The 13,123-nt window shown below is 64.7% G+C and carries 16 protein-coding genes; 10 read left to right on the plus strand and 6 right to left on the minus strand.

Annotated features, from left to right (window positions below; translation table 11 throughout):
- Window positions 1–89: 89 nt before the first annotated feature.
- The gene (locus ACYP5B_RS06740; RefSeq protein WP_459569056.1) at window positions 90–305 is read left to right on the plus strand and encodes a helix-turn-helix transcriptional regulator; all 216 of its coding nucleotides are present in this window, start codon (window positions 90–92) and stop codon (window positions 303–305) included.
- 254 nt (window positions 306–559) lie between these two features.
- Here ACYP5B_RS06740 and ACYP5B_RS06745 read toward each other — a convergent pair whose 3' ends face one another.
- Together ACYP5B_RS06745 and ACYP5B_RS06750 are read right to left on the minus strand one after the other, a co-directional pair.
- A complete protein-coding gene (locus ACYP5B_RS06745) occupies window positions 560–2,392 on the minus strand; it encodes an ABC transporter ATP-binding protein (protein ID WP_459569057.1) in 1,833 nt (610 codons plus the stop codon).
- Window position 2,393: 1 nt separating this feature from the next.
- Window positions 2,394–4,187 carry an ABC transporter ATP-binding protein gene (locus ACYP5B_RS06750; RefSeq protein WP_459569058.1) on the minus strand — a complete coding sequence of 598 codons (1,794 nt, stop codon included), beginning with the start codon at window positions 4,185–4,187 and terminating at the stop codon, window positions 2,394–2,396.
- A gap of 123 nt (window positions 4,188–4,310) precedes the next feature.
- On the opposite strand from ACYP5B_RS06750, the gene ACYP5B_RS06755 reads away from it, so the two are divergent.
- From ACYP5B_RS06755 to ACYP5B_RS06775, 5 genes are all read left to right on the plus strand, one after another.
- Complete coding sequence (locus tag ACYP5B_RS06755; RefSeq protein ID WP_459569059.1) at window positions 4,311–4,514, plus strand: hypothetical protein; 204 nt, start codon at window positions 4,311–4,313, stop codon at window positions 4,512–4,514.
- A 76-nt stretch (window positions 4,515–4,590) separates the two neighbouring features.
- Window positions 4,591–5,634 (plus strand): sigma-54 interaction domain-containing protein, encoded by a 1,044-nt coding sequence (locus ACYP5B_RS06760; protein WP_459569060.1) that lies wholly within the window; start codon window positions 4,591–4,593, stop codon window positions 5,632–5,634.
- Between the two features lie 172 nt (window positions 5,635–5,806).
- Window positions 5,807–7,168, plus strand: a complete 1,362-nt coding sequence (locus tag ACYP5B_RS06765) for an acyclic terpene utilization AtuA family protein (protein ID WP_400097086.1) — start codon at window positions 5,807–5,809, stop codon at window positions 7,166–7,168.
- A 14-nt stretch (window positions 7,169–7,182) separates the two neighbouring features.
- The gene (locus tag ACYP5B_RS06770; RefSeq protein WP_459569061.1) at window positions 7,183–7,527 is read left to right on the plus strand and encodes a DUF4387 domain-containing protein; all 345 of its coding nucleotides are present in this window, start codon (window positions 7,183–7,185) and stop codon (window positions 7,525–7,527) included.
- Window positions 7,528–7,623: 96 nt separating this feature from the next.
- Window positions 7,624–8,595 carry a tripartite tricarboxylate transporter substrate binding protein gene (locus ACYP5B_RS06775; protein WP_400093077.1) on the plus strand — a complete coding sequence of 324 codons (972 nt, stop codon included), beginning with the start codon at window positions 7,624–7,626 and terminating at the stop codon, window positions 8,593–8,595.
- Window positions 8,596–8,611: 16 nt separating this feature from the next.
- Here the strand turns inward: ACYP5B_RS06775 and ACYP5B_RS06780 are convergent, their stop codons facing one another.
- From ACYP5B_RS06780 to ACYP5B_RS06790, 3 genes are all read right to left on the minus strand, one after another.
- The gene (locus tag ACYP5B_RS06780; RefSeq protein ID WP_318237237.1) at window positions 8,612–9,013 is read right to left on the minus strand and encodes a hypothetical protein; all 402 of its coding nucleotides are present in this window, start codon (window positions 9,011–9,013) and stop codon (window positions 8,612–8,614) included.
- Between the two features lie 134 nt (window positions 9,014–9,147).
- Window positions 9,148–9,774: a zeta toxin family protein gene (locus ACYP5B_RS06785; protein ID WP_459569062.1), complete on the minus strand. Its 627-nt coding sequence runs from the start codon at window positions 9,772–9,774 to the stop codon at window positions 9,148–9,150.
- Window positions 9,774–10,130 carry a type II toxin-antitoxin system Phd/YefM family antitoxin gene (locus tag ACYP5B_RS06790; RefSeq protein WP_459569063.1) on the minus strand — a complete coding sequence of 119 codons (357 nt, stop codon included), beginning with the start codon at window positions 10,128–10,130 and terminating at the stop codon, window positions 9,774–9,776. The genes ACYP5B_RS06785 and ACYP5B_RS06790 overlap by 1 nt, the downstream gene beginning before the upstream one ends.
- A 326-nt stretch (window positions 10,131–10,456) precedes the next feature.
- On the opposite strand from ACYP5B_RS06790, the gene ACYP5B_RS06795 reads away from it, so the two are divergent.
- Both ACYP5B_RS06795 and ACYP5B_RS06800 read left to right on the plus strand, forming a co-directional pair.
- Window positions 10,457–11,053 carry a nitroreductase family protein gene (locus ACYP5B_RS06795; RefSeq protein WP_267603205.1) on the plus strand — a complete coding sequence of 199 codons (597 nt, stop codon included), beginning with the start codon at window positions 10,457–10,459 and terminating at the stop codon, window positions 11,051–11,053.
- Complete coding sequence (locus ACYP5B_RS06800; protein ID WP_459569064.1) at window positions 11,040–11,195, plus strand: hypothetical protein; 156 nt, start codon at window positions 11,040–11,042, stop codon at window positions 11,193–11,195. Before ACYP5B_RS06795 ends, ACYP5B_RS06800 begins: the two co-directional genes overlap by 14 nt.
- Window positions 11,196–11,205: 10 nt before the next feature.
- Here the strand turns inward: ACYP5B_RS06800 and ACYP5B_RS06805 are convergent, their stop codons facing one another.
- On the minus strand, window positions 11,206–11,949 hold the full coding sequence (locus ACYP5B_RS06805) for a response regulator transcription factor (RefSeq protein ID WP_318237234.1): 744 nt from the start codon (window positions 11,947–11,949) through the stop codon (window positions 11,206–11,208).
- 414 nt (window positions 11,950–12,363) lie between these two features.
- Here ACYP5B_RS06805 and ACYP5B_RS06810 point away from each other — a divergent pair, with 414 nt between their 5' ends.
- Both ACYP5B_RS06810 and ACYP5B_RS06815 read left to right on the plus strand, forming a co-directional pair.
- A complete protein-coding gene (locus ACYP5B_RS06810) occupies window positions 12,364–12,870 on the plus strand; it encodes a DUF1993 domain-containing protein (protein WP_400093073.1) in 507 nt (168 codons plus the stop codon).
- A 66-nt stretch (window positions 12,871–12,936) separates the two neighbouring features.
- Window positions 12,937–13,123 (plus strand): hypothetical protein (locus ACYP5B_RS06815; protein WP_459569065.1); only part of this gene is annotated, 187 nt, incomplete at its 3' end.

Below are 13,123 nucleotides of genomic sequence, written 5' to 3' on the forward strand. Positions count from 1 at the left end.
CGCAATCCGGACCACTTCAAGATCGCCGTCTACTTCCACTGCGGTGGTCTCAACCTACATCCGGCTGCGCTGACCCACACGAAAGTCGGATGAACCTCAAATTGAAGCAGGGCTTTAGGAGTCTGTTCGCCAGTAGCATCTACGCCTATTTCCAGGCGGAGCGCATGCGGCAGGCGAGGCAGTTCTTGCGCAAGCACAATGTCACGGAAACGGCGATGATGCTGGGGTATAGCAACATCAGTCATTTCAGTTCAGCTTTTCGCAAACAATTCGGTATGTTGCCCAGCGCCGTGCGCAACGACTAGGCTGGCAAACGACCGCCAGCATTTCCGTCTCCTTCGCGCTTTAGTAGCGCTTTTCGTGACGGCCAGTCCATGGCGGCGGCGGACAGGCTTCCTCGGTCGCCGTGAGGCCTCGTGCTTGGGTATCGGCAAGCGAGGCCGTTTCGATGCGGACGCTGGCCCGTCCAGTTTGCATGGCGTGTCGATTGCGCATCGGTGTCAGCGGAGCATCATCCGCGCCCCGAAACGAGCGGGCGGCTCAGCGTGCGCGGCAGCGCTCAAGGCGCATCCTCGACCTCGGCGTCGATCTCTTCGCCATGCTGGCCGTGCCAGAGCCGTGCATAGAGTCCCTGCTTGGCGAGCAGGGCGTCGTGGCAGCCGGACTCGACCAGCCGGCCTTGGTCCAGCACCAGGATCTGGTCGGCGTGGCGTATGGTGTTGAGGCGGTGGGCGATCATGATCACTGTCCTGCCCTGCGCCAGCCGCGACAGTGCCTGCTGGATCTGGTACTGGGCTTCGGCGTCCACCGAGGCGGTGGCTTCATCCAGCAGCAGGATGGGGGCATCACGCAGCAAGGCGCGCGCGATCGACAGGCGCTGGCGCTCGCCGCCGGAGAGCCGCTGCCCGCCCTCGCCGATGCGGGTGTGATAGCCCTCGGGCAGGGCTTGCGCGAATTCCTCGCAATAGGCTTGCCGGCAGGCCTCGATGACCGCCTCATCGCTGGCATCGGAGCGGCCGATGCGCACATTGTCCAGCAGGCTGCCGTCGAACAGCTGTACGTCCTGGAATACCATGCCGATGCGCTGGTAAAGCGCCGCGCTGTCGAGTTGGCGCAGATCGACGCCACCGAGCAGGATGCGGCCTTGCTGCGGATCGAAGAAACGCGCGATCAGGTGGGCCAGTGAGCTTTTTCCCGCGCCGGACGGGCCGACGATGGCGGTGAAGCTGCGCTCGGGCACCTGAAACGAGAGGGCCTGCAAGCGCCAACGCGACGCGCTGGCTGGCTGGGCGTCCTGGTAGGCGAAGTCGACTGCCTCGAAGGCGATGTCATAGCGTGCCGGCAAGGCCAGTGGCGCTGCGTGGTCGGGCGCGGCCTGCGGCAACGGCGGCTGTTCGAGCACGGCCTGGATGCGGGCTTCGCTTTGAGCAGCCATGCGCAGCACGGTCAAGTAGACGGCAGCATCGAGCATCGGGTCCAGTAGCTTGTAGGCGATGACGAGGAACAGGAACCAGTGCAGCGTCGGCAGCGCGCCGGCACCGGCCAGGTAGCCGCCGCTCAGCAGCAGCGCCACCAGCCCGAACTCCAGGCAGAGGCGATAGAGCTGGACCGGACCGGCGCCCCAGGCTTCGGCGTCAAAGCTGCTCTGGCGCATGCGCTCGAAATGGCGGTCGAGCCGGGCGAGCCAGGGGCCGAACTGGTTGAACAGCCGCAAGGTGACGATGCCGGTGATGTACTCGACCAGCAGCCCGGACGCTTCGCGGAATTGTTCCTGCTTGCGGCGTCCGGCGCGCAGGAACAGGACGTGCGCGCCATTGAGCAGCCAGAGCGACAAGGGCAGCGCCAGCAGCAGGCAGGCGGCCAGGCGCCAGTCCAGCCAGGCCAGCGCCGCCATTCCGAGCAGTGGCACGGCGAATGCCGTGACCAGATCGGCGGTGACGTGGGTGAAGATGCTTTCCACGTTCTTGATGTCGGCCGACAGCACTTCCGCCAATTGCCCGGCGCGTTGCTGCCGCAGGGTGTGCAAGGGCAGTCGCTGTACGGTGGCGAGCACATGCTCGCGGTAGCCGCCCATTAGCCGGTAAGCGCCCAGAAAACAGCATAACTGGCCAGCGTAGGCGCACAAGCATTGCGCAGCCAGCGCCAGCAGCAAGGCTAGGGCCAGCGCGCCGATGCTGGCCGGCGGTACCGTAAGGGCGCCGCCAGCGACCGCGTCGCGGAACCAGGCGTAGCCGATCAGGAACGGCGTCAGCGCCAGCGCGCGTTCCAGCCCGCGCAGGCCAAGACCGAGATAGAAGGTGCGCGGCGAGGCGTTACTGAGCGCAATGACTCGCCGCAGCATGTGCAACAGGCCGGGCTCGGACTTGCGGACGGAGGAGTCGGGGGCGTGCATTTCAGCGTCCCGCCGTGGCCGGCGCGGCCAGGCTGCCGGCATGGTGCGGGTGTAGCCGCCAGTTTTCGCCGGCCAGATGACGTCGCCACATGCCGCGGTACAGCAGATTGCGTTGCAACAGTACCTGGTGGCGACCGCAGTCCTGGACCCGGCCGTCTGCCAGCACCACGATTTGATCGGCCTGCGACACAGCGTGCATGCGATGGGCGACGATGAGAATGGTCTTGTCGGGATAGGCTTGGTGCAGCGCCCGGTAGAAACGGCGCTCGGTCAGGCTGTCGGCAAAGGCAGTGGCTTCGTCCAGCAGCAGGATGGGGGTGGCGGCCAGTAGCGCGCGGGCGACGGCGAGACGCTGGCGTTCGCCGCCGGAGAGCGTCAGGCCGCGTTCGCCCAACTCCGTATCGTAGCCGCCCGGCAGCGCCTGGATAAAGGTGTCGGCTTGGGCGATCCGGGCCGCCTGCCGCACTTCTTCATCGCTGGCGTCGGCGCGCGCCAGGCGCAGGTTTTCCAGCAAAGTGCCCTGGAACAGAAAGGCCTCCTGGGTGGCGACGCCGATCAGTCGGCAGCGTTGCGCATCGGACAGCGTGTCGAGCGCGATGCCATTGAGCGTGATCGTGCCCTGCGACGGCTGCAGCAGCCCGCCCAGCAGATGCACCAGCGTGGATTTGCCGGCGCCCGAGGGGCCGACCAGCGCCGTGACGCTGCCCGCCGGCAACTGCAGATCGACCGTGTGCAGCACCTGGCGCGCGCCATAGGCGCAGGACACGGCGCGCAGTTCGACATTCAGCGGCGCCGGCAGCTCCTCCTCTGGGCCGGGGGGCACGGTTGCCGCATCCAGCAGCGGCAGGATGCGCCCCAGGCTGGTTCGCACCGCTTGGAAGTCCGAGAAAAACTGGGTCAGCTTGAGCAGCGGCTTGAGCATGCCGGCACCCAGCATCATCGCTAGCATCAGGCCGGCCAGATCGATATGACCCTCGCTGTGCAACCAGGCGCCCAGCGGCAGAATCAGGAAAGCATTGGCGCTCAACAGGACCGTAAACAGCGACCAGCCGGGTACGGTTTTGTGGGTCACCACGCGGATCAACGCGTAATAGTCGTGCAACTGTTGACGCAGCTGCTCAAAGCGCGTGACGTCCTGATTGAAGGCCTTCATTACAGGCATATTGCGCACATACTCGACCAGGGTGGCATTGAGCGCTGCTTCGGCACGGGTGTAGCGTTCGAAGTGTGCGTTCATCCGGCGCAGCGGCAGCGCCGAGGCCAGCGCCGCCAGCGGCACTGTGGCCAGGGCGGCTAGCGCTAGCCGCCAGTCGGTCCAGAACAGCAGCAGTGCGACGCACAGCGGCGTGACCAGCGCGGCCAGCAGTTCGACCGTATGGTGGGCAATGAAGGATTCCAGCTGTTCGACGTCCTGCAGCAGAATGCGCTTGAGCTCGCCAGAGCGAAAGCTCTGCAAGTCACGCAGTGGCAACCACGACAGGCGCCTTGCCAACTGCTGCCGCAGGTAGGCTAGCAACTGGTAGGCGGCTTGGTGGCTGAGGGCGTAGGCGGCGGTGTAGCACAGATACTTGCCGAGCAGCGCCAGCGCTAGCCAGGCCGCCAACTGGTACAGCGCGCTGGCCGCCGGCGCGTCGTCGGCCAGCAGCGTCAGTGCGATGGCGCGGTACAGTATCCAGTAGGGCAGCAGCTCCAGGACGGCGGCGGCTACCGTGAGCGGCAGGGCGGCGAGCAATCGTTTCTTTTCTGTACCCGCCAGGCAAAGCAGCCGGCGGAAGGGAGCTGCGGAGGTCGGCATTTGCGTTCTCGCGATAGGCGCGGGCAGGCCTGTTGGGCTTGCAGGATCAATGCCGGTCAGTCTGGGCCAGCCGCTGCAGGCCCGCTCCCCGCAACGGTAGGCTAGTGGCCGGATTGGGAATATTTGTTTCATCCGCGTCGATTTCTCGGGCCGCGCAACGGTGTTTTCGGGGGATTCGAGCTGGTTCGCCAAAGGTTCGGCATCAAGGTCGAAATCGTGCGGCGCCAGGATGGTGACAGAAACTATCCCTATTGCCTGCCGGCGGCCAGCGGCGCGCGCGTGAAAGAACCTCTGACGGCGGCCTGGCGTTTCGCCGGAATAGGTTAATCTTCCGCGCAGATCACCAACCTCAACGTGCCGGCCGCCCGGACGTCATCCGCCCCGGCGCCGAATCCCGTATCCCATGATGAACGAACCTTCTCGCCCGCAGCTCGTTGGGGAGCACCCCTCCATCGTCGCCCTGCGTGAACTGGTCGCCCGCGTTGGGCGCAGCCAGGCTAGCACCGTGCTGATCTATGGCGAGACCGGAACGGGGAAGAGCCTGGTGGCGCGCATGCTCCACGCGCAGTCCAACCGGGCCGGGCGCGAGTTCATCGACATCAATTGCGCGGCGATTCCTGCCCAGCTGCTCGAGTCCGAGCTGTTTGGCCATGAGCGTGGTTCGTTCACTGGCGCGGTCAGCAGGAAGGAGGGGCTGATCGAGGCGGCAAATGGCGGCACGGTCTTCCTGGACGAAGTCCGCGAGCTGGATCCGGTGATGCAGTCCAAGATCCTCACGCTGCTGGACACGCGGCGTTTCCGCCGGGTCGGCGCGGTGCGTCCCATCAGCGTGGACGCCCGCTTTATCGCCGCGACCAACAAGATCCTGTTGAGCGAGGTCAAGGCCGGCAAGTTTCGCGAGGATTTGTACTACCGGCTGCAGGTGATCGCCATCAATATCCCGCCGCTGCGTGAGCGCGGCGACGACATCTTCCTGCTCGCGAGCAACGCGCTGGCGAAGTACAACGCGCAGTACGGCAGCCATTTCCGGCGGCTGGATCCGGATGTGGAGCGTATCTTTCGCGCGTACCGGTGGCCGGGGAATGTGCGTGAACTCGAGAACCTGCTGGAACGCATTTGCCTGCTCGAAGAAGGCGATTGCATCCGGCCGGATCATTTGCCGGCGCGCATCCTGCGGGACGTGGCGCGGCCCACCGGTGCGCTGGACGATCCGGCGCCGCTGCCAGTTGCATTCAATGGCCATGGGGCGTCCGAGCCGGCGCAGGATTATCACGAAGCTACGGCGCGCTTCCAGCGCGCCCTGATCGAGCAGACGCTGGCCTCGTGCCGGCAGAACTTCAGTTCGACGGCCGAGAGGCTGGGGCTGAGCCGACACGCGCTGCGGCACCAGATGATGAAGCTGGGCTTGCTGGCCCCGCCCGCTGGAAGCGGCGAGGAGGGCGCGTGAGGCTCGCGCAAGTTGCGCCGCGATATGCGCGTAAATCACGCAGTATGTGGATCATCCTGTTCTAACTTATTGAAAAATAAAGGTATTTCTCTGCACTGCAGGATGGCATGCAACCTGCTCTAAGTGATCTGTCAAGCCCGGCTTGGGGAAGACACCATCTGGAGAACCCTGCATGCAGTCCCTGAAGATCATTTGCCCTAATGGCCATCTCGGCTTCGCGCCGTTGCGTACCGAGAGCTTTGGGTTGGGGGTGGAGGCGGGCCCCGACTACATCGCGGCCGATTCGGGAAGCGATGACGTGGGTCCGGTGCCGCTCGGATCGGACACCTCGACGAGTCCCGAAGCGTGGCAACGCCACGACCTGGAGCAAATGTTGCTGGCGTCGCGCCGACTCGGCGTGCCGATGATTATCGGCTCGGCCGGAGATACTGGCTCGAACAGCCGCGTGGACCTGTTCGTGCGGATCATCAGCGAACTGGCTGCCAGGCATGGCCTGAAAAAGTTCCGGGTCGGCTACTTCTATTCCGAGGTGGACAAGGCTTTCCTGCGCGAGACGATGCGGCGGGGAAGCGAGGTGAGCGGGCTTGACGGCTTTGCCGACCTGACCGAAAGCGAGCTCGACGCGACCGACCGTATCGTCGCCATGGCCGGTGTCCATCCTTATGTGGAACTGCTGCGCCAGGGCGCCGACGTGATCATCGGCGGGCGCAGTTCGGATGCCGCGGTCTTTGCCGCGCCGGCGCTGCACCACGGCTTTTCCGCCGATCATTCCTATTACCTGGGCAAGGTGCTCGAGTGCGCGTCGTTCTGCGCCGAGCCCTATGGCGGCAAGGAAACCGTGATGGGCGAAATCTCGTTTGAGGATGTCCGTGTCACGGCGATGCATCCCGAGCAGCGCTGCACCGTAGCCTCGGTATCCGGCCATGCGATGTACGAGCGCTCCAATCCGTATGAGGAGTTTGTCGCCGGGGGTAAGCTGGACATGACGCATTGCCGGTACGAGCAGGTCGGCGAACGCACCACGCGCATCACGGGTTCGCGCTTTATCGAGGCGGAAACGGTCCGGGTCAAGCTGGAGGGGGCGGGGAAGGTGGGCGAGCGCTTCGTTGGCCTGTGCGGCATCCGCGACCCCTACACCATTGCCAACGTGGACCGGGTGATTGCATGGGCGCGCGAGCAAGTGCGCGCGCGTTTCGGCGACAGCGGTTATCAACTGCACTACAACGTGTACGGCCGCGATGGCGTGATGGGCGAGCTGGAGCCGCTGCGCGACCGGCCGGGGCACGAGCTTTGCGTGCTGGTGCAGGGGGTCGCGCCGACCCGTGAGATGGCCGAGGAGGTGACGATGATCGGCTTGCGCCAGATGTTCTATGCGCGCTTGCCCGACGTGAAAGGCACGGCCGGTTCGGTGTCGTTCCCGCTGGATGAAGTCCTGCACGCCAGCGCGGCCTACCGTTGGACGCTGAACCACACGGTGGAGGTGCAAGACCCCATGGCGCTGTTCCCCACCCACCTCATTGAAGTTGGCGTCTGAGCCTGGAGCCGCATATGACAACGCAAAAGACAACGCAAAAGACAACGCAGAAACTGCATCAACTCGCCAAGACGATCCGCAGCAAGAACGCCGGGGTCAACAAGGTCACCTTCGACATCATCTTTCGCGAGGCGGCCGAGTACGAACGTGTCAAGCGCTCGCGCGTGCTGAGCCGGGAAAGCATGGCCGCGCTATATGGGATTCCGGTCGAACGGATCTCGGATTTCGTCGAGTACGATCCCGCGTACGCCATCAAGTTCACGATCTATCGCACCCGGCCCAGCGGCAGCGCCGGCGATGGCGACATCTTCGGTGCCCAGCAGTACGCGCCGCTGCTGGACCTTGATATTCCTGCCTAGGCCGGATATTGGCGGATTCCATGGGACCCGGGGCTGGCACCCGGCGTCCGGCTCCTGACATCCATGCTGCTCTACCCACTGAGATAGGTGCGCCGAATGAGAAATACGTTAGCCCGCATTGCGCTGTTATTTGCCGCGATGTCCGCGGTCACCACGGTGGCGGCACAGACCGAGGCCAAATTGCCGCCTTTGATGAGAATTGTCGTGCCGTTTTCGGCGGGGGCGAGCAACGACGTGATCGCGCGTGCGATCGCTCCAGGGCTGGCAAAGCGCCTGGGGACTACGGTCATCGTCGAAAACAAGCCCGGGGCCGCAGGCGTCGTTGGTGCCGACTCGGTGGCCAAGGCGCCACGGGACGGGTCGGTGCTGCTTCTGACGTCGTCGACCTTCCTGACCGCTGCCGCCACCCAGCCTCGCTCGCCCTATGATCCGCTTGCCGCGTTCACGCCGGTGTCCATGGTCGCCGAGGGGCCGTTGTTGCTGGCGGTCTCGTCCTCGACCCAGATCAGGTCGCCGGCCGAGCTGATCGCGGCGGCGCGCGCGAAACCGGGTGCGCTGACCTATGGCTCGGCGGGGATAGGTTCGCTGGCGCAACTGGCCACGGAGTTGCTGTGCGACATCTCGAAAGTCCAGATGATGCATGTCCCGTACAAGGGGGCTTCCAACGCGCTGATCGACCTGGCGGCGGGGCAGATCGATGTCATGATGTCCAACTACAGCTCGCTCGTGACCCAGCTGAAGTCCGGCAAGGTACGGGCGCTGGCGGTGACCTCGCAGCGGCCGAATGCGGCCTTTCCCGACTTGCCGCCGCTGGCGGCATCGGTGCCAGGCTACGGGATCGAGATCTGGGTTGGTGTCCTTGCACCGGCCGGCACGCCCGCGCCGCTGGTCCAGAGGCTGAACCGGGAGATCAACGAGATCGCCGCGTCGCAGGATGTGCGTGTCGTGCTCGAACCGGACGGCTCAGCGCCCAAGGCAATGAGTCCATCCGAATTCGGCGCGCGCATGCGGCAGGATCTTGTGCAGTGGAAGCGCATCGCCAGCGACAGGAAGATCGTGGCGGAATGATAGGTGGGGAGAAGCCCTAGGCGCCGTCCAGCAAGTCGTGCGAGTTCAGGATCGCGTACGCGATATCCGGGTTTGTCTCCAGGCAACGGCGGATAGCCGCGGGAATCGCCTGCTTGGTCTTGCGGCACAGCCCGGCTTGCTCCTCCACCTGGATGCTGATGCCGCGCACGGTGCGCACTTCGTGGATGCTGGGCGTGATCGTCAGCACGATGCCCAGTTGCGCATGCATGCGCCTTTCCATGTCCTTCAGGTCGGACAGGCTCGACAGGCTTTCAAGGCGGGCGATCAGCCGCTTTTCCTCTTCCTGGGTGAGCCTGAGGATCCGCATGTCGGATTGCGGGTCGTCCAGCAACGCTTCGCGACCGCATGTGCAGGCGCCTGGCGGACACTCCTTGCGAATCGGGAAGGGGACGTTCATGTCGTCGTCGAGGCGATGCGCGCCTCATCCGGAGGGGGTAGGGGTTATCTTAAATCATGAGGCCCACCGAACGCTGGCTCTGCCGATGGTCGAGGCAGGCGGGGCAGTCGGGGCAGGCGATCCAGCCAGGATGATCAAAGTGCGAGCGCCGCTTCGACGATGGGCTTGGCCCATTCGGGCGTTCGCCTCAGGTCCTGCGGCGAGGTTGGCCACGATAGCTTGTCGTAGGACATTTCCAGCAGCAGCAGGGGGTCGGGCACGGCGTCGCCGGGCGCGGCGTCGATGCTGTTGTCGTAGACCTGGAGATGCGCCAGGTGGGGCATGAGCGCGATCAGGTTGGCCAGTGAGGTCGTGCAGCGTTCACGTATCTTGTCTTCGGGGATGTCGTGCCCGCCCATCGTCACACGCGCCTTGACACGCGCGACGTGCTGATCGGCAGAGGCGAGCCCGCAGAACCAGATGATCACGTCGTGCGACTGCGTGGCGGCTCTGATTCTTGCCGGGACCGAGTTACCCCCAAGGGTTGTTTCGAACGCATAGGTGCGTTCCTCGGAGACGGCCTGATCCAGGCGGCGCACGCCTTCGTGCCAGGCCGCGGCATTGGCGTCCTCCTGCGCGCATCCCGTGGCAGCCCGCAATTCACGTGCGAAGGTGTCGGGATTGAACCAGGCAAGGCCGGCGCGAGCGAGGAGGTAACCGCCTATCGAGCTTTTGCCGGCGCCGTTGACGCCGGCCAGCACGTAGAGGACCGGCCGCGCCATCAGTATCCGGTTCCGGCTTTCACCTTTCCATCAAGCCGGGCGGGTTGGCTGGCCAGGGCGCGCAAGCGGTCGCCGGCGTCGTTGGCGTCCAGAGACGCAAGGCGCTCGTCAAAACGTTTGCGCAGCGCCTCAAGCGTGGCCGGGGCATTGGCCTGAGCGGCCCGAACCGCCTCCACCATGGCGGTGTACTCGCGGGTGGAAAGGATGACGGCTTCGGGGTCGTTGTGGTTGGTGATGAGCACCTTGCCGTGATGGGATACTGTTCGCATGACGCCACGCCAGCCATGCTTCTTGACCTCGGAGGCCGGTGTACGCGGCAACTCGCCGAGCAGATCGGTAGTGACGGGTAGGGCCATAACCATCTCCTTGATAGTCCATATGGACCATTTTACCCAAATTGGGAAATTTGGATACATGGTCATGGTTCGGCGACACGCCGCCCGCCCGACAAAGCACACGTATTGGCAATGATTCGTATTTATAATCTATCGATCGGCAATATCAGGACCTTGGCTACGCGCTCCTGACTGCTATGCCCGACGCGCACGGGCACGCAGTGCGTGCTGGTCGAGCAGCCGCAGGCCATGCATTTTGTGCGCAGCGCGGAAACACTGTAGGCGCAAGCGAGCGTCCAGGAATGACTGGCGCGCCGAGCGTGCCAGAACCCAATAGAGAGGATGTCATGTCGGCCGATATCGATCTGGCGCTTTCCGGCCCCCAGAAGATGGCCTTTGAATTTCTGCTGTCGCGGCAGTCGCCGTGGCCGCTGGGCGCGCCCGCGCCATCGCCGAAGGAACTGGACCTGGTGTTCGAGGCGGCCTTGCGGGCGCCGGATCATGGCCAGCTCCAGCCGTGGCGCTTTATCGTGATCCGCGATGAGGCGCGCGCCGCGCTCGGCGAGGTGTTCGTGCGGGCGGCGCAGGCTCGCGATCCGCAAAGCGATGGCGAGCGCTTCCGGGTCAAGGCCATGGCCGCGCCGATGCTGATCGCGCTGGGCGTGCATCTCGAGCGCGGGCACAAGGTGCCAGAAATCGAGCAGTTGCTGGCGACGGCCGCGGCCACCATGAACATGCTTAACGCCCTGCATATCCTGGGTTACGGCGGCTTCTGGGCGACCGGCCTGAACAGCTATGACGAAGGCGTCCGGCAGGCACTAGGCCTTGGCGACGAGGAAACGCTGGTTGGCTTCCTGTATGTCGGTACACCCAAGGAAGCCGTGCGCCCGGCCAGCCGGCCGGCGCCCGAGGGGTTTGTACGCGAGTGGCATGGGCCGGCCTGAGGCTTCCAGGCGCGACCTTCGCGGCATGCTGCTCGCGCTGACGATGGCCATGGCGCTGGTAACGTTGCTGGCGCTGCGCCAGCGGCTACGCATTGCCGGCATCGTGAGCGGGCGGCACGCCGGGGAGGGCGCGCGCGGTTGAGATGGCTGGTTCAGGCACTCGCGCGTTCAAGCACTTGCAAGGTAGCGCCTTGCTGGCGGGCAGCATACACCGCGCCGCTCCGGCTGGTGGCGCCAAGGCGCTTATAGATGGTCTGGGCATGCGTCTTGACCGTGGATTCGGAAAGGTGCAGCGCCCGCGCGATGGTCTTGAACGGATAGCCTTGTGCCAGCTGCACCAGGATCTGGTATTGCCGCAGCGTGAGCCCGAGCTGGCGCGCTTCTTCATGCTCCGGGTTGTCGGCCGGGGCCTGCAGCATGGGCGGGGGCGTGCGGTGTAAGGGCATCGGCAGCACGCGAGGCGCAATGGCTGCGGGCGGCTGCGCGCCTGCCTGGAGCAGGCGATGAACGGTTGTGTCGAGACAGGCAAGCGATGCCGACTTCGGTAGCCAGGCGAAGGGGATGTCGCCGGCCGCCTGGTCCACCCAGCCCAGCGGCGTGTCTTCCGTGAGCATGAGCATGCCGCGCGGCCGGATGAACCGGCATGCGTCCATCATCAGGCCAAGGCCGCCGTCGCTGTCGTGGCTGAGGCCGAGCACCAGCAGGTCGGTTGGCACGAGGAGGCTGCCGTGGGCGTGGAAGTTCGCCAGTGCATCGGGATACATGCAATCCACCCGGTCGATGCCGGGGATGCTGATGAGAATCTGTCTTAACGCTAGCTGGACAAGTGGGTTGGTATCGATCAGGACGACATCGAACGACCGGCGCTGTCGGACCGGTTCTAGGCTGGTGTGCATGTGCAACGCTCCCCTACGTGCTACGTGGTGACGATGCGGCTGCTGTTGCGCCGCTTTATTTGTTTCACGCCAACACCTGCACCGCAAAGAGCGTGCCATTTGCTGCAGGTTGCGCCGAAGGCGTCTTGCAACACCGGCAGGCTGCGCTTGCCATCCCGGCGGGGAGGGTCGCCACGGCCACAAATCCGCACCGCCCTTGTAAAGCGTGCACGAGGCATTTGTAAATATCACATGGTGATGTATCCGGCGACGTCAATCCTGCTCGCGGGGCTGTGCGTGTCCGAGGCCGCCAGCGGCCGGCCGGCGAGAAACCGCCGGAAGGTTTATCCTCGCCGTGTCGCGCATCCCGCCCAGGCCCAGTTTGCGGGGTGGCGGGACGCCGCGTCTGGCAATCACCACTCCAAGGACACCCCCATGTCACTCTCGATGTATGAAGTATCGATCCCGGCCTTTATCCGGGCCTTCGGCAGCTTGTCGGCCATCCTGGACAAAGGCGCCGCATTCGCGCAGGCGCAGGGCATGGACCCCGCCGACCTGATCCAGACCCGCCTGGTGGCGGACATGGACCCGCTGCCGGCGCAGGTGCAGCGCGCCAGCGACAGCGCAAAGAGTTGCGCGGCGCGGCTGGCTGGCATCGAGATGCCGTCGTTTGCCGACACCGAAACCACCTTCCCGGAGTTGCAGGAGCGCATCGCCAAGACGGTGGCCTTCCTGAAGACCATCCAGCCCGCCCAGCTCGAGGGCAGCGAGGCGCGCACCATTGAGATCAAGCTGCGCCCCGAGCCCGTCACGTTCGACGGCAAGTCCTATCTGCTGGGCTTTGCGCTGCCGAACTTCTATTTCCACGTGACCACCGCTTACGACATCCTGCGCCACAAGGGTGTGCCGATCGGCAAGCGCGACTATCTCGGCTTGTCCTGATCGACACTGATCGGAAGGGTGGCCGCTTGCGGCCGTTGGATGTGGCGTTGGCCCTCGAGCGCTTGCTTGTTCACCATCTGCGCTGCTTCACTGCAAATTCAACGGCTTAACGTCAAAAGGTCAAAAGCTCGAAAAGTCAACTGCTTAACGTCAAAAACAACTGCAGTTTCACCTCCCCTGCGGGGAGGCGACCTACTTTCTTGTCTCGCCAAGAAAGTAGGCAAAGAAGGCGACCCGGATGGGGCGAAAGACT

It is taken from the genome of Cupriavidus sp. 8B, from assembly GCF_054589115.1.

What these genes read in the sequence shown, in the direction of transcription:
- ACYP5B_RS06740 (WP_459569056.1), top strand. Translation starts at nt 90, where the DNA reads ATGAACCTCAAATTGAAGCAGGGCTTTAGGAGTCTGTTCGCCAGTAGC.
- ACYP5B_RS06745 (WP_459569057.1), bottom strand. Translation starts at nt 2,392, where the DNA reads ATGCACGCCCCCGACTCCTCCGTCCGCAAGTCCGAGCCCGGCCTGTTG.
- ACYP5B_RS06750 (WP_459569058.1), bottom strand. Translation starts at nt 4,187, where the DNA reads ATGCCGACCTCCGCAGCTCCCTTCCGCCGGCTGCTTTGCCTGGCGGGT.
- ACYP5B_RS06760 (WP_459569060.1), top strand. Translation starts at nt 4,591, where the DNA reads ATGATGAACGAACCTTCTCGCCCGCAGCTCGTTGGGGAGCACCCCTCC.
- ACYP5B_RS06765 (WP_400097086.1), top strand. Translation starts at nt 5,807, where the DNA reads ATGCAGTCCCTGAAGATCATTTGCCCTAATGGCCATCTCGGCTTCGCG.
- ACYP5B_RS06770 (WP_459569061.1), top strand. Translation starts at nt 7,183, where the DNA reads ATGACAACGCAAAAGACAACGCAAAAGACAACGCAGAAACTGCATCAA.
- ACYP5B_RS06775 (WP_400093077.1), top strand. Translation starts at nt 7,624, where the DNA reads ATGAGAAATACGTTAGCCCGCATTGCGCTGTTATTTGCCGCGATGTCC.
- ACYP5B_RS06780 (WP_318237237.1), bottom strand. Translation starts at nt 9,013, where the DNA reads ATGAACGTCCCCTTCCCGATTCGCAAGGAGTGTCCGCCAGGCGCCTGC.
- ACYP5B_RS06785 (WP_459569062.1), bottom strand. Translation starts at nt 9,774, where the DNA reads ATGGCGCGGCCGGTCCTCTACGTGCTGGCCGGCGTCAACGGCGCCGGC.
- ACYP5B_RS06790 (WP_459569063.1), bottom strand. Translation starts at nt 10,130, where the DNA reads ATGGCCCTACCCGTCACTACCGATCTGCTCGGCGAGTTGCCGCGTACA.
- ACYP5B_RS06795 (WP_267603205.1), top strand. Translation starts at nt 10,457, where the DNA reads ATGTCGGCCGATATCGATCTGGCGCTTTCCGGCCCCCAGAAGATGGCC.
- ACYP5B_RS06800 (WP_459569064.1), top strand. Translation starts at nt 11,040, where the DNA reads ATGGGCCGGCCTGAGGCTTCCAGGCGCGACCTTCGCGGCATGCTGCTC.
- ACYP5B_RS06805 (WP_318237234.1), bottom strand. Translation starts at nt 11,949, where the DNA reads ATGCACACCAGCCTAGAACCGGTCCGACAGCGCCGGTCGTTCGATGTC.
- ACYP5B_RS06810 (WP_400093073.1), top strand. Translation starts at nt 12,364, where the DNA reads ATGTCACTCTCGATGTATGAAGTATCGATCCCGGCCTTTATCCGGGCC.